The organism is Streptomyces sp. NPDC059009 (assembly GCF_042740175.1).
Classification (GTDB): Bacteria; Actinomycetota; Actinomycetes; order Streptomycetales; family Streptomycetaceae; genus Streptomyces.
On record NZ_JBHYJB010000008.1, the window covers coordinates 16,752 to 38,672 of the forward strand.

The following is a 21,921-nucleotide window of genomic DNA, read 5'->3' on the forward strand; positions in this document are numbered from 1 at the left end:
GGGCATGGGTTTTGGGGCCCCGTCCCCGGGCGGGCACCGCCCCCCACACTCCTGCCTTGTTCAACGGCATCGAGCGGCTGCACGACCGCCTGGCCGCCTGGCCGCCGACGAACGGGCGGATCGGATACGGGGCAGCAGCATGGCTTGTCGTGCGTGTACGCCGGCAACACTGCCAACCGTACGATTGTCGGGCTCCTGACAAGCTTCTGCCTCCTGCCCAACAGCCCCCAGGGAAGCGACATGGCGCCGATCCGTTCCGCTCGTCACCGCACCGCATGGGGCTGCCTGTCCATGGCAACCGCCGTCCTCACCGCCATGGCCCTGCAGGCCGGTCCCGCGAACGCCGCCCGACCGGCCCCCGGTGCAGCAGTCGGCGTCGGCTGCGGCACGAACGTGGGCCGGGTGCCGCTCGACACCACCTACAACACCGCCACCGGCCGCTACGAGCTCAACGATCCGCAACGCGGCAACCACAAGACGTACGACATGAACAACAGCACCACCGGCCCGGGCACGTTGGTGACCGACGACGACAACAACTGGTGCGAGGGCGGCCGCCAGTCGGACGCCGTGGCCGCGCACTACATTCACGCGGTCTTCTGGGACTACTTCCTCTCGGCCCACGGCCGCAAGGGCGTCCTCGGCGACGGCAGGGGCGGGTGCAGCCGCGTCCACTACGGCGTGAACTACCTCAACGCCTTCTACGACATGACCAGTTCCTGCATGACCTACGGAGACGGCACGCAATCCCCGCTCGGCTCCCTCCCCCGCATCGACGTCGGCGCGCACGAGATGGCCCATGGGGTCACCGCGACGACGGCCGACCTGTCCTACAGCGGCGAGCCCGGGGGCCTCAACGAGGCGACGAGCGACCTCTTCGCGGCAGCGGTGGAGTTCCACGCGGCCAACACGGCCGACCCGGGCGACTACTTGATCGGCGAGAAGGCAGGCCCCGGCGACGGGACGGCGCTGCGCTACATGGACCGCCCGTCCAGGGACGGCGCCTCAAAGGACTACTGGTACGCGGGCATCGGCGAGCTCCACCCCGTCTACGCCGCGGGCCCCGCCAACCACTTCTTCTATCTCCTGTCGGAGGGCAGCGGCCCGAAGGTCATCGACGGCGTCTCCTACGACAGCCCGACCTACGACGGCCGCCCGGTGACCGGCATCGGCCGCACGACCGCGGCCCGCATCTGGTACCGAGCGCTCACGGCGTACATGACGTCGACCACCAACTACCGGGCGGCGCGCAGCGCCACGCTGGCTGCGGCTGCCGATCTGTACGGATCCGGGAGCGCGGAGTACCGAGCGGTGGGCGCGGCGTGGGCGGGAGTGAACGTCACATAGCCCCGACGGGTCTCCCGTCGCTGGCGGATCCTGGCCAGCGTGCGGCGATGCCCGAGCAGGCCCACGGACACGCGTCCGGATGCCGCCGAGGCATTGAACCAGAGGCTCGGCTATGCCGTGAAGTTATCCGGGAGATTAACCCGAACGAGTGGCGGCTTCCTTGTCCGGAGGGGGCCGGCACGGGGCGGTGATGCTCTCACTCTCCCCGCCGGACCGTTTCTCTCCGGAATCCGATAGCGAGCACCACCCTCAACTCGATGGCCAGAAACGGCAGTTGACACCAGCCATTGACCAGATTCAATCTGGTTCACCAGAGGTCTCCCGGGAGCGCCATGACGGCCCCTCGCCGTCTTCTGCATTCCCGGATGCGAGTGGTTAATCCAGTGGCATCGTCGTGCGCAAGCCGTCGATCAGATATGGGGCGGCCGCATGCCGAACAGAAACTCCCATGGAAGTCCTGGTGGGCCAAGAAGTGCGCTCCGGCTCTCCGCCCACGGAGATCTCCGCGGGAAACGCCCTGGCCAGGCCCTACTTGATCCGAGGTCCTGCAGACTCGGGGGCTTTATGTCCGTGACCGTTCGCCCCGTTTCCGCTTTCTCCGATGACTCGACGTACGCCTTTCCTCACGGCTTGGCGTCCGATTCTGAATTCGATGGATGATGCCGGAATCCCTCAACGCGCTCGCCGCCGAGAACCGGCGCCTCGAAGATCTTCTGGATTCGGGAGTTCGGGAACGGCTCCTTGCCGTTTCCGGTGTCTTCCACGCGGCCGTCGGCCTGAAGGAAACCGGCGGACGGGCGACCGACACCCTGTGTTTCAAGACCTATGTGCGCGACAAGAAACCCGCCGATGAACTCCCGTCCGGCCAGACCGTGCCGCCGACGGTCGACGGAGTACCGACCGATGTCACCGAGGTGCCCGCCGAGTTCCGCTTCACCGAGGACGATTCCGGTCACCGTCCGCTGGTGGGCGGCATCCAGCTCACCAACGGCATCAAGGCCCTCGACCCGGCCCGACTCAAGGTGAGCATGAGCCGGGGGACGCTCGGCTGCTTCGCCACTCGCGTCAGTGACGGCAAGCCGGTGCTGCTCACCAACTGGCACGTCGCCACCGCCAACGGCGGGCGCGTCGGGGACAGCCTCTTCCAGCCGCTGCCCGAGCCCGAAGAGGACCGGATCGAGGACGACTATCCCAAGCGGCCCAAGAGCTCGAAGAACGCCGTCGCCACGATCGTGGACGTCAAGGTGACCGAGAAGGTCGACGGTGCCATCGCCCGGGTCAACACCTGCTATTCGAGCTGCTGCAACTGCGGTGTCGGCTTCCGCAACACCGTCCGCGATCTGAACGTCGGCGGCGGCGACGCCATCGCGGGGACCGCGCCCGGCCCGGTCGTCGCCGGGCAGGAGGTGTTCAAGGTCGGACGGGCCACCGACCGCAGGGCCGGGAAGGTGGTCACCGCCAACTACCCGCCCGTCTCGATCCCGCGCGACGGAGTGACGTACACCTTCACCGGCCAGATGCAGATCGAGCTGCAGGCGGGCGAGACCCCGCCCTTCGCCACCCACGGCGATTCGGGATCGGTGATCGTCGACAGCTCCCGCCGCGTCGTCGGACTGTTCTTCGCGTCCTCCGCCAACGACACCGCCGCCCTGGCCAACCACATCACCGACGTGGTCAGCGCCCTCGGCATCACCATCAAGGGCGGCGAGCGCTCGGTGCTCGCCGCCGACGAACCGGACGACCTGGTACAGGAGTTGGCGGTGCGGTTCCGCCGGACGAGCGGCGGACGCAGGCTCGCCGACCTGCTCGAGGCCCACCGCGCCGAGGTGGTCCATCTCGTCAACCACGAGCGCCGCGTGACCGTCGCCTGGCACCGGGCCCAGGGACCCGCCTGGTACGCCGCCCTCGCCCGCGGCGCCCGCCACGGCGACTATCAACTCCCCGCCGACATCGGTGGGGTGACGCGTGCGGCCGCGTACAGCCGCATGGTCGCGGTCCTCGCGCAGTACGGGAGCGAGGACCTGTGCGCCGATCTCGCCCAGTGGCACGAACAGCTGCGCACCGCGTTCACCGGCGCCCGCACCACGGGCGAGCTGCTCGACACGGCCGGAGGTGCCTGATGGCGTACGACCTGGAGGAACTGCGCGCCGCCGACGACCGGTTGCGGCGGATCCTGGACGCCGGGGCCCGCGAGCGGCTGATGGCGCTCCCCGACACCGTGCACGTCTCCATCGGGATCCGCGAGGTCGGCGACGACGTCACCGACGAGTACGTCTTCAAGGTGTACGTGGCCGAGAAGGTGCCGGCCGGCCGGCTCACGCCCGAACGGCTCGTGCCCGACGTGGTCGACGGCGTGCGGACGGACGTGTGCGAGGTGCTCACGGGTGTCACCTGCACCGGCGTCCAGACCGTCGCCGAACCACGGGCCGCCGCCGTCGACCGGCCGCTCATCGGCGGCACCAAGATCTGCAACGGCTTCCTCGGCAGGGATCCGGACAACCCGAACAACCCGAACCCCGTCCTGTCCGCGGGAACCCTGGGCATCGTCGTCGGGCGCAGCAGCGACCGCAAGCCGTTCATCCTGACCAACACGCATGTGGTCCAGGCGTTCGGCGGCGGCGCGAAAGGCGCTCCGGTGTATCAGCCGGAGCCCGTCGACGCGCACTACTCGGGCGGGCCCCTGCCCTGGAAGCCGACCAGCGCCGGCAACAACGTGGCCGTCGTCGACCTGACGGCGTTCACCCACCAGGTCGATGCCGCCATCGCCCAGATCGTCCCGACCGCCGGATGCTGTGCCACCGGGGCCAAGTACACCCTGCTGATCAAGGGGCTGAACGCCGACGGGACTTCAGGGGGCGTCACCGGTTCCATGACGCCCCTCGCCAACATGGAGGTCGTCAAGGTCGGCGTCGCCACCGGCCGGGTGGAGGGCAGGATCGTCGATCCCGACGCCTCCTTCAAAATCATCCTCCCGGACGGTCACACCGAGTGGGAATTCAACGGGCAGCTCAAGATTCGGGGACATGTGAACGTCCCGCCCGGTTCGGACCCGACCGGTGCCGCCGCGAAACTGTTCGCCGACAACCGCGACTCCGGGTCGGTCATCGTGGAGATGACCTCGCGCAGGGTCGTCGGCCTGCTGCACGCCCGGGAGAAGCCGGCGACTCCCCCGCCCCCCAACACCCCGTTGCCGCCGACCTTGTTCGGGTTCGCCTCCAAAGTCGGCGACGTCATCAACGCGCTGGGCATCTACTTCCCGGCCAGCAGCGACGTCCGCGGTCTGGCCGGAGGCTTCGCCGACGGCACGGCCGAGGTGCCCGTCGGCGCGCCCGAGCTCCAGCGGTGGCTGACCGCCCCGGCACTCCAGGATCTCGCCCGGCACACCCAGGAGATCGTCCATCTGGTCCGGCACGACCGCCGCACCCTCGTGGCCTGGCATCGCGCGCAGGGCCCGGCCTGGGTGGCCGCGTTCGCCCGCAGCGCCCGGGTTCCCGCCTACCGGCTGCCCGACACGATCGAGGGCGTCACCCGCCGACAGGCCGTCACGGCGATGCACACCGCCCTGGCCGAGCGGGGCAGCGCTGCTCTCGCCGCCGCCCTGGGCGGCACCCCGCCCGCCGTGTTCGCCGCGCTCGCCGCCTGCGGCAGCGTCGGCGAACTCGCCGCCGTACTCGACCAGCAGCCGACCACGCCCACCGCTGCCGAGCGGCAGGGCTAGAGGGACGGGGATCACCGATGGCCAAGCAAGCCGGCACCCTCGGCAGCATCGCCCTCGCCCTGGCCGGGCTGGTCCAACCCGTACAGGGCCGGTTCGGCGCGGGCGGGCCCCGCCTGTTCGCGGCCGAACTGGGCCTGAAGTTCCCGCCGTCCCTGGACACCACCGCGGCCATGGTGGAGGCGAGCGGACGCGCCGACCAGCAGCTGCGGGCGATCCCCGGGCTGGCCGCCGAGCTGGCCGGTGCGCTCGACTCGGGGTCGGAGGCCGCCGTCCTGGACAAGAGCGTGCGTCTGGCGGCGGCCGTGAAGCTGGCCGTGGACGCGGTGGGGGCGGTCGGCGCCGCCTTCAAGAGCGTCCCCGCGGGCAGCGGGATCCCGCCGGACGAGGTCACCAAGTTCGCCGACGAGTTCTCCGCCCGGGTCCTGGACCATCTGCTCGTCTCCGCGGCGGAGGCACGCACGGGCATCGCGGAGGTCCTGGAGTTCACCGGCGGCATCGAGCGCACCGCGGTCCCGGCGGGCGACGCCGTCCACCCGGCCTTCGTCCGCCGCCGGGTGCACGTCGACAAGATCGCCGCGTTCGTGGCCGATCCCGGCGGGCAGTTGAAGGGCCTGTACGGGTGGGGCGGCCCGGGCTTCACCGGTGTGGTCCTGCTGCTGGCGCTGGCCAGGCTCCTGCGCAGCCTGGACATCCCCGTCATCGAGGACTCCAGCGGGTCGAGCCCCCTGCTCGACGTCGTGTTCGTCGAGGTCGTCCCGCGCGGCGACGTCACCCCGTCCGGCCTCGCCTACAAGGTCGTCCACCCCCTCGCCCCGTTCACCCTCACCGAGTACGACGGCGGGGACTGGAAGGCCACGTTCCAGCTCCAACTCCCGCTTCCGCTCGGCACGGAGATCCTGCACCAGGCCAACGACCACTTCACGCTCACCCCGCCGCCGGGCGAGCGGATCGAGGGTGAACTGGCCATGGTGGTCACCGCGACCGGCCCCGGCGGCGCCCCCTATCTGCTGCTCGGCCAGCCGGGCGGCAGCCGTCTCGAGGCGGCGCGGTTCGCGGCGAAGCTGGGGCTGCGGCTCGGCTGGGACCCGGCGGCCGGGCACGCCACGGGCGCGGTGGTCTTCGGCGGGGAGGTTACCGGGCTGCGGCTGCTGATCGACGCCTCCCAGGGTGACGGGTTCGTGTCGAGCCTGCTCGGCGGGGGCAAGCTGGAGGCCGCCTTCGATCTGGCCTTCGCGGTGGACTCGCAGCACGGCCTGCAACTGAGCGGGAGCGGCGGCCTGGAGGTGCAGGTCCCCGTCCATGTGGAGCTCGGGCCGGTCGAGATCCAGCAGATCTATCTCGCGGCCCGGATCGGCGGCGGCAGCGTACCCGTCGAACTGTCCGCGGGGTTCTCCGCGTCCCTCGGCCCCGTCACTGCGAGCGTCGACCGGATGGGCGTCCTGGTGGACATCTCCGCTCCCGACGGCGGCGGGAACGTCGGGCCGCTCAACCTGGACTTCGCCTTCAAGCCCCCGAACGGTGTGGGACTCGCGATCGACGCCGGAGTGATCTCCGGGGGCGGATATCTGTACGCCGACACGGACCGGGGCGAGTACGCGGGCGCCCTGGAGCTGGAGTTCGCGAACTTCCTCGCCCTGAAGGCGATCGGACTCATCAGCACCCGCATGCCGGACGGCTCCAAGGGCTTCTCCCTCCTCGTCGTGATCACCGCCGAGTTCGGCGGCGGGGGCATCCAGCTCGGCTACGGGTTCACGCTCCTCGCCGTCGGCGGACTCATCGGGCTCAACCGCGCCATGAATCTGCAGGCCCTCACGGAGGGCGTGCGCACCGGCCGCATCGAATCGGTGATGTTCCCGCACGACGTCGTCGCCAACGCACCGCGCATCATCAGCGACCTGCGGGCCTACTTCCCGCCGGAGCAGGGCACGTTCCTCATCGGGCCGATGGCGAAGATCGGCTGGGGCACCCCGACGCTGGTCAGCGTCTCGCTCGGCGTGATCATCGAGATCCCGGGCAACCTCGCTGTCCTCGGCGTCCTCAAGTGCGTACTGCCCACGGAGGACTTGGCCCTCCTCGTGCTCCAGGTGCAGTTCATCGGCGCCATCGAGTTCGACACGTCACGCCTGTGGTTCTACGCCCAGCTCTTCGACTCCCGCATCCTGACGATGACGATCGACGGCGGCATGGGACTGCTCGTCGCCTGGGGCGACAACCCCGATCTGGTGCTCACCGTCGGCGGGTTCCATCCCGCGTTCAAGCCGCCCGCGCTGCCCTTCCCGGTGCCCAAGCGCCTGTCGGTCGACATCATCAACATGCCGGGGCGGCTGATCCGGGTCTCCGGCTACTTCGCCGTCACCAGCAACACCGTCCAGTTCGGTGCGCACGCCGAACTCCGCCTCGGCTTCGACGACTTCGGGATCGAGGGGCAGCTCAGCTTCGACGCGCTCTTCCGCTTCTCGCCGTTCGCGTTCGTCATCAGCATCTCGGCCAGCGTCTCGCTCAAGGCGTTCGGCGTCGGCCTGTTCGGCATCGACCTGCGCTTCGCACTGGAGGGCGTGTCCCCATGGCGCGCCCACGGGCGCGGCTCCATCTCCCTGCTCTTCTTCGAGATCTCGGCCGACTTCGACATCACATGGGGCGAGGAACAGACCACCACGCTGCCGCCCGTGGAGGTGCTCGCCCTGCTGGCGGGCGAGATCCTCAAGACGGAGGGCTGGGAGACCCGGCTGCCCAGCGGCGGCACCCGTCCCCTGGTGACCCTGCGCCCCCTCGACGACACCGACCGGCTCGTGCTGCACCCGCTCGGCACGCTGTTCGTACGTCAGCGGTCACTCCCGCTCGGCGTGCGCGTCGACCGGGTGGGCGCCCAGCGGCCCAGCGACGGCAAACGCTTCACCGTCAGCCCGGATCCCACCGGCGGACTCGTCCAACTGTCGGTCACCGACGACAAGTTCGCGATGGGCCAGTTCCAGGACATGGACGACGCCGCGAAGCTCTCCAAGTCGGCGTACGAGAACCAGGACGCCGGGCTGGAACTGAGCGCCGAGAAGGAGGCCCTCGCCTCGGTCCGCGCCGTGCGCCGCAGCGCCCGCTACGAGCTGCACATCATCGACAGCCGCACTCCGCAGGCCGCCCCCGGCACCCTGGCCGCCGTCCAGGAGTCGTCCCCGCCGCCGACCCGGCCGAAGCGGTTCCAGAACGTCAGCCCCGCCCTGTTCAACCGCCTTCTGGACGGCTCCAGCACCAGCCGCTCGCCGCTGTCCCGCACGGAAGCGGAGCGCCGTCAGCCGTTCGCGCCCGACGACACGGTCAAGGTCACCGACCAGCGGTTCGTGGTGGCCTACGTCCGCAACAACCTCCAGGCGTTCCCGCCGACCGCGGACGTCGCCCAGGGCGCGACGAGTTTCCGCAGTGAGACGGCGGCCGCCGACGCACTGGCCGGCTGGGTCGCTGCCGATCCGTCCCTGGCCGGCACCCTGCACGTCATCCCGGAGTCGGAGGTCGCCGCACCCCTGACCGCACCGGGCACCTGGTCGCCCGAGACGCCGGCACCCGGTGAGAGGACGGAGACCGACGCGGTACGCCTGACCGGCGGCACCGTCCTGGTTGCGGCAGGCCGGGACCGTACCGGAACGGCCGTGCCCACGGCCGCGCTGTTCGATCCGGTGCGCAAGACCTGGAAGGCCGCGAAGTCCCTGGTCACAGCGCGCCGTCGGCACACCGTCACGGTGCTCGCGGACGGCCGGGTCCTGGTGGCGGGCGGGCGGGGCGTGGACGGTGCGGTCCTCGCGTCGGCCGAGGTGTACGACCCGGTCGCCGACACCTGGACGGCGCTGCCGCCGATGACGACGGCCAGGGCCGCGCACTCGGCGACCCTCCTGGGCACCGGGAAGGTCCTGGTCGCCGGGGGCACCGGCGTACGCACGGGGCAGGGCGAGGGCTCGCTGGCCTCGGCCGAGCTCTTCGACCCGAGGACCAGCAGGTGGGAGGCGGCCAAGCAGCCGATGGGCGACGCCCGTTCCGGGCACCAGGCCGTGGCGCTGCGGGACGAAGCCCGCCATGTCCTGGTCATCGGGGGCGAGTTGGCGACCGGCGGCGAGGCGGCCGCGCTCGCGTACTGCGAGCTGTACGACCCCGTCGCGGGCACCTGGGCCCCGGCCGCGAGCCTGGGCACCGCCCGCAAGGGCCACCGGGCGACGCTCCTGGCCGACGGCTCCGTCCTCGTCACCGGCGGCGACGCACCAGGGCTGCCGGTCGCGGGGCGGTTCTCCCTGGGCAGCCTCGGCTCCGTGGAGCGGTACACGCCGTCGACGAACACCTGGACCGCGGCGGCGCCACTGCCGGGCGGCGGCCGCAGCGGGCACCAGGCGGTGCTCCTGCGCACCGGCAAGGTCCTGGTGACCGGCGGTGCGGGCGGCCCCTCCTTCGCCGCGGGCTACCGCGCCGCGACGCTCTACGACCCGGCCACCCGCGCCTGGACCGCCACGGGCGGACTGGCCACGGGCCGCCGCGACTTCACCGCCCTGGAGCTGGCCGACGGACGCGTCCTCGCCGTCGGCGGGCTCGTACGGACCGGGGTCACGGCCCCCGAGGGCAGCGACGTCCTGACCGCCACCACCGAGATCTACACGCCCTGACTCCGGTCACCACCACGAAGGGTTCGACCTCATGACCAGTCCCACGCTGGCGGCCACCGGAGCCTGGACGAAGACCGGTGACCTGCCCGCGGCAGCCAGTTGGCACGGCCAGTGCGACGGGCCCGTGCTGCTCAAGAACGACAAGGGTGTGCTGCTCGTCGGGGGCGCGGACGCCAAAGGAGTCGCGGTCAACACGACTGCCCTCTACAACCCGACGACCAAGACGTGGACGGCCGGACGCACCCTCCAGGCCCCGCGTCGGCTGCACACCGTGACGCTGCTCGACAGCGGAAAGGTCCTCGTCGTCGGCGGCACCAGCGGGTCCTCGCCGCTCTCCCCCTCCCTGACGTCCGTCGAGCTGTACGACCCCGCCGACGGCAGCTGGAAGACGGTCGCCAGTCTGCGCGAGGCGCGCCGGGGCCACCACGCCGTCCTCCTCGCCAACCACAAGGTGCTGGTGACGGGCGGGCTCACGACCCGTTCCGGCGACTCGGCCAAAGCCCTGGCCACGGCCGAGCTCTACGATCCGGACGCCGACACCTGGACGGCCACCGAACAGCCGATGACCGACGCCCGCACCGGGCACAGCGCCGTCCTGTTCAAGGGCGGCCAGGTGCTCGTCGCCGGGGGCACCGCGCCCATCTCCGGCGCCGACGCCGCCTCCCTGGCCTTCTGCGAGCTCTACAACCCCACCGCCGGCACCTGGACCCCGGCCGGGAACCTGCTGCAGCCCCGCAGCAGGCACCAGCTGGTGCTCGCCTCGGACACCACGGCGCTGGTCGTCGGCGGCGCCACCCCCGGCACACCGGGCGACGGCACCTTCGACCCGTTCACCCGTCTCACCGTCGAACGCTACGACCTGGCCACGGACAAGTGGACCGCCCGGACCGCCACCTCGGGCGGCCGCGGCTTCCACCGCGTGATCCCGCTGGGTACAGGCACGTTCCTCGTGACCGGCGGCACCGCCGACGAGCGCAACGGCGTCGGCTATCGGAGCGCCCTGATCTACGACAACGCCGCCGACACCTGGAGCGCCGCCGCGGGCCTCCCCACCGGCCGCTGGGCGTTCGCGGCAGCCGCACTCGCCGAGGGCAAGGTGCTCGTCACGGGCGGCACCGCCGCCTCCGGCATCGCCGCCGCAGACCCGGACACCGCCCAACTCACCGCGACCACGGAGGTCTTCGGCATCGGGGGCGCCACGTGAGCTCCAACGCCTACTCCTTCCTGCCGTGGCTGCGCGCGGGCATCGCCACCAAAATCACCAAAGCCCCCGTCACACCCGCCACCCGCGCCGACTTCCCGGTCAAACTCATCCTGTCCGGAGACCCGCTCCAGGGCACCCGACGCATCGACCGGCCCGTGCAGCAGCCCATCCAGCTGTACGGGCCCGGCGACGTCATCGGGGTGGACCCGCGGGCCATCTCCCGCACCGAACCGCGCCCGTGGATCACCAACGTCGAGCCCAACTACCTTGCGCACATCGAGTTCTACGAAGAGGACTTCCTGTGGCGCTACAGCCCGGCCGTCCCCGACGACCACGGCCGCCTGCTGCCCTGGCTCGCGCTCATCGTCCTCGAAGGCCCCACCGAGTCGGGCGACCCCGGCGAGTTCGTCGAGGGCTCGCTGCCCGGCCGGCCCCTGCCCTACCTCACCGTCACCAACCCGGCCGCATCCCTGCCCCGAGCCGACCAGCTCGGCGCCTGGGCGCACGTGCACGTCAACGGTGAACTCGACGACCGGGTCCTGTCGGACGAGAACAGCATGCCCGCCGTCCTCGCGCAGCTGCGCCAGGTGCTGCGCAGCAACCCCGATCACGCCTGTGCCCGCCTCATCTGCCCCCGCCACCTCCAGCCCAACCGGCCCTACCACGCCTTCCTCGTACCCGCCTTCGAGACCGGACGGCTCGCCGGGCTCGGCTTCCCGCCCGTCGTGCCCGCCGCGCAGGGCCCGCTGTACTCCAGCTGGGGACCCGACTACCAGGGCCGCGAGGGCATCGGCCAACTGCCGTACTACCACCGCTGGTTCTTCGCGACGGGGGCCGCGGGCGACTTCGAGTACCTGGTCCGGCTGCTCAAGCCGCGCAAGCCCGACGACCGGGTGGCCCGGCGGGACGTCGACGTACAGCAGAAGGCCGGACCCGGCCTGCCCCCGATCACCACGCCCGCAGGTCTCGGCGGTGTGCTGCGGCTCGGCGGGGCGCTGCGCATCCCGGACCGCAAGCAGGACCTGTGGGACAACTGGGACGGCCGCTTCCCCGCGCCGCCACCGCCTCCCCCGCCACCGCCCCCGTATCCGCACCCCTTCCAGGAGGCACTCGCCGCACTCGTCAACCTCGCCGACGACTACCTGGAGCACACCCCCGCGGCGGCCCACATGCACCTGACCGCCGCGGCCGGGGCGCCGGAACTGCGGTTTTTGGCCGACGAGGTGGACCCGGTCATCACTCCCCCGCTGTACGGCAAGTGGCACGCCCGGACCTCCCGGCTGCTCCGCGACCGCGACCACACCCCGTTGCCCGCCCCGCTGAACAAGAACTGGGTGCACCGCCTCAATCTGGACCCGAGGTTCCGCATCGCCGCGAACTTCGGCACCCAGGTGGTGCAGGCCCGCCAGGAGGAGTTCATGGCCGCGGCCTGGGCCCAGGTGGGCGACGTGCTGGAGGCCAACGACCGCATCCGGGCAGCGCAGTTGGCGCGCGAGGTCGGGCATGTGCTGCAGCACAAGCATCTGTCCCCACCGGTCGCGTCCGCCGGCTCGGCCGTGCCGCCCGCGCCGTCGGGCCGGGCGCTGCGGCTGACCGCGCCCGCGGGCTCCCGGGTGACGCCGCCGACCGGGGCGGCCGCTCTCGCCGCCGGTCTCCAGGAGCTCGGCGAGAACCTGGCCGTCGGATTCCAGGTGGCCGCGAGCCAGGTGTCCGCGGCCCCGGTGTCCCCGGAGATGCGCCGCATCATGCGGCCAGGGTCGCCGATCATGCAGACCCTGTTCACGACCGCGCAACCCGACGACCTCGTACCGAAGATGGACCGGGCGACCGGGGCCGTCACCGCCGCGGCCCCCAAGAAGACACCGGCCGCGGTCGTCACCCCCGAACAGCTCGACGACATCCTCCACCCGCGACCGCCCGGTGCGGCGGACGACGATCCCGTCAACCGCCTGAAGACCAGCTCCGCCTTCGTCATCAGCGTCCCCGACGAGCACATCGTGCCGCCCACCGGCGGCGACGACAGCCGGGAGGCACAGCTGTTCAAGGACGGACTGCGGGACATCTACCGCGGCTGGGGCGACGCGGCCGTCGGCGGCAGGACTCCGCCCCGCCCGCGCCTGGACTTCGCGGCCGCCACCGGGCACATGCTCGACGGGCTGCGGGCCGACGACACCGTGCCCAAGAGCCTGCTCGCCTCGGTGCGGCTGCGCAGCGAGCGGCTCGAACCCTTCGCCGACCGGTTCATCCCGGTGATGGCGTATCCCGTGATCGACCTGCCGATGTTCCAGTCCCTGATCGACCTGTCCGTGGACACCTTCGTCCCCCATCTCAGCCTGGTCCCGCCCAACTCGATCACGCTCCTGGAGACCGACCAGGAGTTCATCGAGGCGTTCATGGTGGGCCTCAACCACGAGATGGCCCGTGAGCTGCTGTGGCGCGAGTTCCCCACCGACCAACGGTGCACGTCCTTCCGGCAGTTCTGGGACCCGCGGCCCGCGCCCCCGCTGCCCGGCGAGCCGCCCGAGGCGCGCAGGGAGCGGCTGTACGACATCACCCGGATCGACACCTGGACGCCGGACACGCAGCTCGGCGCCCACGACAACCGGGACGTCGGACAGACACAGGAGAACGAGCTCGTCCTGGTGATCCGCGGCGAGCTCCTCAAGAAGTACCCGACGGCCGCCGTCTACGCGCACAAGGCCGACTGGGCACGCGACGAACACGGCGTCCCGCACCCCGAGTCGGAGCGCGTGCTCGCCGACTTCCCCGACCTGGAGCACCCGCCCGCGGACCTCGTCAAGCTGCCCATTTACGAGGCGAAGGTCGACCCGGACATCACCCTGCTCGGCTTCGACCTGACCTCGAAAGCGGCGCGCGGGCACGTCCCCGACGACCCGGGGTGGTTCTTCGTGCTCAAGGAGCGCCCGGGCGACCCGCGGTTCGGGGTCGACGAGGGCCAGGAGGACACCCCCGTCGAGGTGTGGAACGACCTGTCCTGGAAGAACGTCGATCCCGGCAACCGCCGCTTCATCGAGCTCGACCCGGCCGTCACCGTGCCGCTCGTGCCGTTCGACGGCTCCGAGGACGACCCGGAGAAACAGGAGCAGCGCCGCGAGGACATCGCCCTGCCACTGTGGAACGCACAGCTGAGCTCCGCGGACATCGCCTACATGCTCTTCCAGGCGCCGGTACTGATCGCCGTACACGCACAGGAGATGTTGATCGATGCCGCTCAGTGACGACTTCCCGGTGCTGCTCGGGCCCGTCCGGATCGAGACGCGCTTCACCGCGACCGAGCTGCTCGTGCGGGTGTTCCCCGACGAGTGGGCGATCGACAAGTCCGAACCGCTGCCCAGCGAGGCCGAGTTCGGCGCGCTCAGGGCCTACTGGACGGCGCTGTGGCGGGCGGTCGGCAACGCCGTCGCCGAGCAGGCCGCCTGGCAGGAGTTCACCGGGCGGGTCGCGAGCGGCCGGGCGACATGGCTGGCGAGCACATACCCGCCCGCCAACGCGGCGGAGAAGCCGACGAACGTGCCCGCGGACACCACGGTCCTGGTGATCGTCGGCCCTGCGGCGCCGCCCGCAGCCGACCGGCAGCCGACGGTCACGTACTGGACGGCGGTGTGGCGGGCCCACGGCGACCGCGTCAAGCTGCGGGCCGCCGACGCCGCGCTGCTCACCGCGGTCGGCACCACCCGCGCCAAGGCCATCCGCAGCCGCCCCCCGTCCGGCGTGGACGCGGCGCCCGCCACCCCGCACGACGGTGTCGTCGTGGCCTTCCTCGTGCTGCCCGAACCGGCGCTCGCCTCCGACTCCTGGACGAAGCCGGCCACCGCCCGGCTGCTGCCCGACCGCTTCGTCGTGTTCGGCTACCGCGACGGGCAGCAGGTCATGACGGCGACCGGCGCACCGATCGACGGAGACCTGAAGGTCAGCCCGGACCCGGGCGCGAGCGACCAGCTCAAGATCGACGAGGCCACCGGCGCCCTGCACGTACCCACCGACCTGCTGTGGCTGACCGACTTCGACGAGGCGGTCCGCCGGGGCATGGGCCTCAGGATCCCGCTCGACGACCGCACCCGCGGCGGGCTGCACCGCCTCGTCGTGCTCGGGCTGCGCGAACAGAGGACCGCCGACCAGTCCGGCGCCGACCTCGCCGCGCTCATCACCCGGCAACTGCAGAGCCCGGCGGGCTACAGCCTGCTGCCCCAGGGCACCGCCACCAACAACTCCGCGCAGAAACCGGCCGGTCAGGGCGCCCGCGCGGAGGCCGAGGCGGGACTGCGTACGGCTGCGGGACTCCGCGCGTCGGCGGCTCCGGGCGACTGGACCACCGTCACGGACGGCCGGCGGTTCGCCGAGCTGCTCGGCCTCGATGCGGCCGTGCTGACCGGGATGCCGAACGCCGACGGAACCGACCAGCGCGACGCCCGCGCCGCCAACACCGCACTGTGGCCCGCCACGTGGGGCAATTTCCTGCAGACGACGCTCCATCCGATCCTGCCGCCCGCGGCGGTGACCGACACCCGGGACTTCTTCCTGCGCCATGTGTCGGGCCGCGGCCCCCTGCCCGCCGTCAAGATCGGCAGACAGCCGTACGGAATCCTCCCGACGACCGCGTTCAGCCGCATGGCCTGGCCGGACACCGCGGCGCCCCGCCGGATCCTGTACCGCGTCCTCAAGGAGGCCCTCTCCGACTGGACCACCGCGACCGGCAAGGTCGCCCACCTCGACAACGGCAGCACCGATCCGCACCAGCGCCTCCTCGACATCCTCGCGCTGCACCCGACGTCGGCCGAGTACCACCAGCGCTACGCGCAGAGCGTCGAGGACCTCTACAACCGGGAGAACCTGGGCGCCGCGGGCCCCACGGTCCTGGACGCCCTGCGCGACCTACTGCACATGCCGCAGCCGATCCGCGCCCTGCTCGCCCGCCTCGGCCACACCGTGCAGGAGCCGCAGCACCCGGACCCGGATCTGATCCGCCGGCTCTTCGTCGGCAACCAGTACCCGCTGCTCGGCCCCCTCGTCGACGACCGGCCGCTGTCGGAGACCGAGCCCGTACGCGGCTACACCCCGGGGCCCGACTCCCGCAACTATCTGCGCTGGCTGGCCGACTACGCGCGCACCGACCTGGAGAAGATCCGCCTCGAGGACGGCTTCGCCGACGGCCGCCCACCCGCCGCGCTGCTCTATCTGCTGCTCCGGCACGCGGTCCTGCTCGGCTGGGAGGACACCGCACGGCGCCTGGCCGTGGCCGCGGGCCGCCCGCCCACCTCGCTCGCGGACCCGCTGTTCATCCACATCAGGACACAGCGGCCGGGCGAGTCCACCGCACCGGTCAGCGAGAGCCGCTTCCGCCAGCTGTACGCGCCCGACCAGGCCGTCACCGGAAGCGCGGACCCGAACCGGCTCGTCCACCAGTACATCCCCGATGTCCTCGGCACCCACCCGGCGACCGCTCTCCTCGACGAGCAGACCAAGGCGATCGGCCTCCTCGCCGATCTGCCGACCGCCCGCCTGGAGCGGGTGTTCGCCGAGCACCTCGACCTGGCGACGTACCGCCTCGACGCCTGGCTGCTCGGGCTCGCCAACGAGCGCCTCTCCGAACTGCGGTACACCAGCGGCGGTTCGGCGCCGCGCCGCGGCCTCCACATCGGGGCGTACGGCTGGCTGGAGAACGTCGAGCCGGACACCGGCCGGCACCTCACCCAGGTCCCGCTGACGGGCAAGGCGGCCCAGGTGTTCGGGGCCACGTCGATCCCGCACGACCCGAAGAACGGCGGGTATGTCCACGCGCCGTCGCCCGCCCACGCCCGTACGGCCGCCGTACTGCGGGCCGGCTACCTCGCCAACGGATCCCCGGACAACGCCAACTCCTTTGCCGTGAACCTGAGTTCGGAACGCGTGCGGGTGGCCCTCTCCCTCCTCGACGGCCTGCGGCAGGGCCAGTCGCTCAGTGCCCTGCTGGGCTACCGCTTCGAGCGCGGCCTGCACGAAGGGGCGGGCCATCCGCCCGGCGTCGAACTCGACAAGTTCCTGCCCGCGCTGCGCGGCGCCTTCCCGCTGCGGGCGGGCAAGCTGTCGGACGTCAAGCCAGGGCCGGGGGTGCCGCTCGAGGTGGTCGAGGCCCGCAACGTCGTCGACGGCCTCGAACTGGTGCGGCGCGCCACCCGGCCGCCCGCCGCACCCACGTACCCCTTCGGCGCGACCGGCATGCCCACGGCCACGGACGACGAGAAGCGCGCGCTGAACCTGGAGGTCCAGCGGCTGCTCGCACTTCACGACGCGCTGGCCGACCTGGCCGTGGCCGAGGGCACCCACCAAGCCCTGCTCGGCAACACCGAGCGCGCCGCGGCAACCCTCGACGCCTACGCCAAGCAGGGCTTCCCGCCGGATCCCACGGTGGTGCAGACCCCGCGCAGCGGCATCACCCTCACCCACCGCTTCGGCCTCCAACTGTCCTCGGGACTGCGCCCGGGCGGGAGCCCGCGCGCCATGGCCGAGCCCGCGGTCGACGCCTGGCTGCCGGCCCTGCTGCCGAGCCGCCTCGAGGTCGCCGTCCTGGTCACCTGGACCGACCCCGTCGACGGCGACGCGCACAGCCGGGTCGTCACCCAGTCCGACCTCGACCTGCAGCCGATCGACCTGCTGTGGGCGCTGCGACCGGCGGGCGAGAGCGCGAAGACCGACCTGGACGACCGGATCATCGGCTTCGTGATCGACCGGGACCGGCCGCGCCCCGACGCGGACCTCACCATCCGCTACACCCAGCGGGTGCCCGGGAAGATCACCCTGTTCGAACTCTCCCCCCTGGTGGACGCGTTGCGGTCACTCTTGACGACGGCCCGCCCGCTGCGGGCGACCGACCTGGTGGCCACGGCCGGGACCACCACGGTCGACCGGTCCGCCGACGAGGCCGTGTCCCTGCCCCGGCAGCGGCCCGCCGCCGTCCGTGCGGCCCTCGACGACCTGCGCACCGATGTGATCGCCTACCTCGCCGATCTCGCCCCGCTGTACCCGGCCGACCCCGCGCTCCCGCACCGCGACGAGCTGATCCGGAAGGTCGACTCCTTCCTCACCCGGTACGCCGAACTCATCACCGCCGCAGGGGGGTTCGGCATGGTCCGCAGCGGCTGGGGCGAGCTGGCCGACTGGCGCCGCGAGGTGTTCACCGACGTCCTCACCGCGGTCGCCGGGACCGTGACGCGGATGAGCGAGTCCCTCGCCCAGGCGGACGCCCTCCTCGCCCGCTACGACGCGCTGCCCCAGGCCGCCACGGACGCGGACCGCTTCGCGCTCCTGGAACAGGCCGAACGGCTGCTCACCACCAAGCCGACCAGCCCCCGCCCCGCGCGGCCCGCCCAGCTGCGCGCCACACTCTCCAACCGGCGGGCTGCGTTCAACAACCGGCTGCGGGGCCTCAAGGACGTGGCCCGCACCACCGAAACCACGCTGAGCGGGCTGCTCGCCGAGGTCGGCGCGCTGCTGCCGCTGACCGCGTTCGATCCGACCGGCCTCGACCTGACGCCGTTCGGCGACCGGATCGTCGCTCTCGGCCGCGATCTGCTCACCCGGGCCCAGGCGTTGAAGAAGGACGCCGGCGAACGGATCAAAGGCGCGGACACGGCGCTCCTCGCCTACGACGCGGCGGTCACCGGCCCCGACCAGGTCCTGGCCGCGACCGACGCCCTCAAGGCGCTGCTCGGCCAAGACGTCCTGGTCGTCCCGGAGTTCACCCCGTCGGACCCGTTGGCGGCGGACTGGAGGAAGGCCCGCGACGACAGCGCCCGGCTCGTCAAGCACCTCGGGGACGACTTCGACCGGGACTTCCCGGTCGACGACTGGGTGCACGGGATGGCTCGGGTGCGGGAGAAGATCCGCCTGTGGGAGAAGGCCGTCGCGATCGGTGACGCGCTGCGCGGGCCCGGCGGTCTGCTCGGCAACATCGTCGGCTGGCAGGAACCCGCCCTGGCCCCGGTCCAGTTGCCCTACCGGCCCGACGACCACTGGCTGGCCATGGAGTTCAAGGCGGGCACCCGGATCGTCGAGGACCGGCTGCTGTTCACCGCGCACTACGCCGGCGAACCCCTCCTCGGCACGGGCAGGCGCTGCGGCCTGCTCCTGGACGAGTGGACCGAGGTGATCCCCGCCGAGCGCGAGACCACCGGGATCGCGCTGCACATCGACCGTCCGGACTCCGAGCCGCCCCAGGCGCTGCTCCTGGTCGTCCCGCCGGTGAAGGGCCGGACGTGGAAGTGGGACGACCTGCTGGCCGCCGTCAACGAAACCCTCGACCTGGCCAAGATCCGGTCCGTCGAACCGCACCACCTCGACGACACGGCGTACGCCCAACTGCTGCCCGCCACCGTCATGTCGGCGACCCGGCAGCCGGTCACCATCAGCACCGATCTCGCGATCTCCAACCTCCGGTGGAAGGCCCAGGCCCATGACTGAGCCCCGTATCGACAACCTGCGAGCCGCGCTCGACAGCCGCGCGGCGCCCACCGTCGGCCTGTGGAACCGGCTCGAGGGCAGGCCGCGGACCACCGACTTCGACCGGGCGCTGCGCGCGGAGGTCCGCGACCCGCTGTGGATGCTCACCCGGCAGTGGCAGCTCGGCGAGTTCCGCGGCGCGGACGCCGGTTCCCCGGTCACCGCGACGTACTCGGTCGACACCACCACGCCGAGCCACTTCCGCCCCGCCGGCGGCACCGTCGAACCCCTCCCCGCCGACCGGCCGTTGGAGACCGTCGCCGAGCGCCGCGCCCTGCCGTTCGCGTTCGGCGCCGACCGGATCTCCTTCGACCTGCGCCTGGCCATCGGCCGCCGCTGGATGAAGCTGCTCGCCCAGAACCTGATCCTCAACGTCATCAGCCTGAACGTGCGCGGGAAATACATCACGCGCTACCCCATCGCCCTGCCCGACCCGACCGTCGACGCGGACACCCCGCGGGTGGCGCACCCCGAGGTCTGGTCGACGATGCAGGCACTCGCGGGGCGGCGGATGGACGGGTACGAGTTCTACCGGTTCCTCAAGGGCGGCGGAGCGGCGTACGACGGCATCAGCGGTCTGCTCGGACTGCACCGGAACGAGCTGGTCCGCCTCGGCAAACGCCTCGTCGACTGGTTCGACGCGCTGATCGACCAGCCGGCCGAGGACCCCGGCGCGCACACCACCAACTCCACGTGGGACCCGCGCCGCCTGGAACACCGCTTCTCCGTCTCGGCCCGTCCGCCCGAGGGCGGCACGGCCACGGAGAAGGTCCTCACCGCGCAGGAGTATCCGGGCGGGACGCTCGACTGGCACGCCTTCTCCATCGACCCCAAGAACCCGCTCGGCGGCACCCGGCCCGCCGCGGCCTCCCTGCACCGCACCGTCTTCCCCGCCCCCGTCCGCTTCTCCGGCATGCCGCTGCCCCGCTGGTGGGCCCTGGAGGACGAGCGCACGAACTTCGCCGCGGTCCGCCCGGACAGCACCGACCTCGCGCGGCTGATCTTCCTGGAGTTCGCCCTCGTCTACAGCAACGACTGGTACCAGCTCCCCTGCGACCTGCCCGCCGGCACGCTGGCGTCGGTCCGGGGCCTCGCGGTGACCGACGTCTTCGGGCAGAAGCGGTGGATCACCCCGGCCGGTTCGGGCAGCGACGCGAACTGGCAGCGCTGGTCGATGTTCACGCTCGACACCATCGGCGACGACGACGTCGCCGCGGACACCAGCCTGCTCCTGCCGCCGAGCGTGCCGAAGGTCGCCGAAGGCCCGGTCCTGGAGGAGGTGGCCCTCATCCGCGACGAGAGCGCGAACATGGTGTGGGGCCTGGAGCAGTCCGTACGCCTCGCCACCGGCGAGTCACGGCGCGGCAGCGAGGTCGCCGCCGAGGTGCTCGCCCACCGACTGCGCCTCCACCCCCCGGCCACGCCCCCGGCTCCGGTCGCCCCGGTCGCGTACAAGGCGATGAACTCGGTGCCCGAGAACTGGATCCCCTTCATCCCCGTGCACACGCCCGGCCAGAACCGCGACATCCAGCTGCAGCGCGCCGCCATGCCCGGCGTCGTCGACGGCCTGCCGGTCCACCCCCGTACGTCGCTGCTGCGCGAAGGGTTCGACGCGCGGCGCCAGTACTTCGTCAACGAGGAGGAGGTGCCGGAGGCCGGCACCAGGATCACCGTGTCCTACAACCGCACCCGCTGGCGCGACGGCCGCGTCTCGGTCTGGCTCAGCGCCCAGCGCGGTGCGGGCCACGGGGAGGGCCACAGCGGCCTGGCCTTCGACTTCCTCGCCGATACGACACCGCCGCCTGGTCCCGCCTAGAGGCTGACCGGTATGGGGCTGGGCTCATCCGGGTCGGCTGACCGCCGCTCGGCTCAGCCGGCGCATCACCGCCGGGTCGCCTCCCGCCGCTGCCAAGGCCGTCCGGGGCGACGTGCGCGGTGCTACGTGAAGCCCGGGGCCAGACGGTGGCTTCGGCTCTCGTACACTGCGCGGTCATGACTGAACGATGGCCCTTCATCCACCACGTCACCTTCATCGCCTCGGACCTTGAGGCGAGCACGCGCTTCTACACTGCCGCGCTCAAACCTCTCGGTGTGGTCGGGGAGGCGGCAGACGGCGGAGCGGAGTTCTGGGAGGAGGAGTGGGACACTCCGTCCTTCGGCCTGTACCCCGCGGGCGACGCCACGGTGACACAGGGCGCGCACATCGCGTTCACCGCTCGTGACCGGGCATCGGTCGACGCTTTCTATGCGGCCGCCCTGGCTGCCGGTGGCACGACTCGCCACGAACCCCGGCTCTGGCCCGAGTACCGCGCCTATTGCGCGTTCGTGGACGACCCGGACGGCAACAACATCGAAGCCGTGTACAAGGAGCAGGCGTAAGTCAGCTGTTGCGCAGGACGGGCCGCGGGCCCGGCCCGCGATCCCACCACGGCCGCGCCGTGCTCGTGAGCCCACTCAGTCAGCACGGCGATCGGCGTCACCAGCGTCCGGCCCACCCATTCCCGCGACGGTGGTGGGTC

9 protein-coding genes are annotated in these 21,921 nt (G+C 71.9%); all 9 read left to right on the plus strand.

Going from position 1 to position 21,921, the window contains the following annotated elements; all coding sequences use genetic code 11:
* The first annotated feature begins 291 nt into the window (after nucleotides 1-291).
* The 9 genes from ACFWYM_RS09845 (at nucleotide 292) to ACFWYM_RS09885 (ending at nucleotide 21,781) form a co-directional block, all read left to right on the plus strand.
* Nucleotides 292-1,347 (plus strand): M4 family metallopeptidase, encoded by a 1,056-nt coding sequence (locus ACFWYM_RS09845; RefSeq protein ID WP_384832789.1) that lies wholly within the window; start codon nucleotides 292-294, stop codon nucleotides 1,345-1,347.
* Between the two features lie 656 nt (nucleotides 1,348-2,003).
* Entirely contained in the window at nucleotides 2,004-3,467 is a 1,464-nt protein-coding gene (locus ACFWYM_RS09850; RefSeq protein ID WP_384832792.1) for a hypothetical protein, read from the plus strand.
* Nucleotides 3,467-5,065 (plus strand): hypothetical protein, encoded by a 1,599-nt coding sequence (locus ACFWYM_RS09855; RefSeq protein ID WP_384832795.1) that lies wholly within the window; start codon nucleotides 3,467-3,469, stop codon nucleotides 5,063-5,065. The genes ACFWYM_RS09850 and ACFWYM_RS09855 overlap by 1 nt, the downstream gene beginning before the upstream one ends.
* Before the next feature lie 17 nt (nucleotides 5,066-5,082).
* Nucleotides 5,083-9,702 (plus strand): DUF6603 domain-containing protein, encoded by a 4,620-nt coding sequence (locus ACFWYM_RS09860; protein ID WP_384832798.1) that lies wholly within the window; start codon nucleotides 5,083-5,085, stop codon nucleotides 9,700-9,702.
* Between the two features lie 31 nt (nucleotides 9,703-9,733).
* Nucleotides 9,734-10,906, plus strand: coding sequence for a kelch repeat-containing protein (locus ACFWYM_RS09865; RefSeq protein WP_384832801.1), 1,173 nt, complete (start codon nucleotides 9,734-9,736; stop codon nucleotides 10,904-10,906).
* Entirely contained in the window at nucleotides 10,903-14,145 is a 3,243-nt protein-coding gene (locus ACFWYM_RS09870) for a hypothetical protein (RefSeq protein WP_384832804.1), read from the plus strand. Before ACFWYM_RS09865 ends, ACFWYM_RS09870 begins: the two co-directional genes overlap by 4 nt.
* Nucleotides 14,132-19,363 carry a hypothetical protein gene (locus ACFWYM_RS09875; RefSeq protein ID WP_384832807.1) on the plus strand — a complete coding sequence of 1,744 codons (5,232 nt, stop codon included), beginning with the start codon at nucleotides 14,132-14,134 and terminating at the stop codon, nucleotides 19,361-19,363. Before ACFWYM_RS09870 ends, ACFWYM_RS09875 begins: the two co-directional genes overlap by 14 nt.
* Nucleotides 19,356-21,218, plus strand: a complete 1,863-nt coding sequence (locus tag ACFWYM_RS09880; RefSeq protein WP_384832810.1) for a hypothetical protein — start codon at nucleotides 19,356-19,358, stop codon at nucleotides 21,216-21,218. Before ACFWYM_RS09875 ends, ACFWYM_RS09880 begins: the two co-directional genes overlap by 8 nt.
* Nucleotides 21,219-21,394: 176 nt before the next feature.
* Nucleotides 21,395-21,781 carry a VOC family protein gene (locus ACFWYM_RS09885; protein WP_384832813.1) on the plus strand — a complete coding sequence of 129 codons (387 nt, stop codon included), beginning with the start codon at nucleotides 21,395-21,397 and terminating at the stop codon, nucleotides 21,779-21,781.
* Nucleotides 21,782-21,921: the final 140 nt, after the last annotated feature.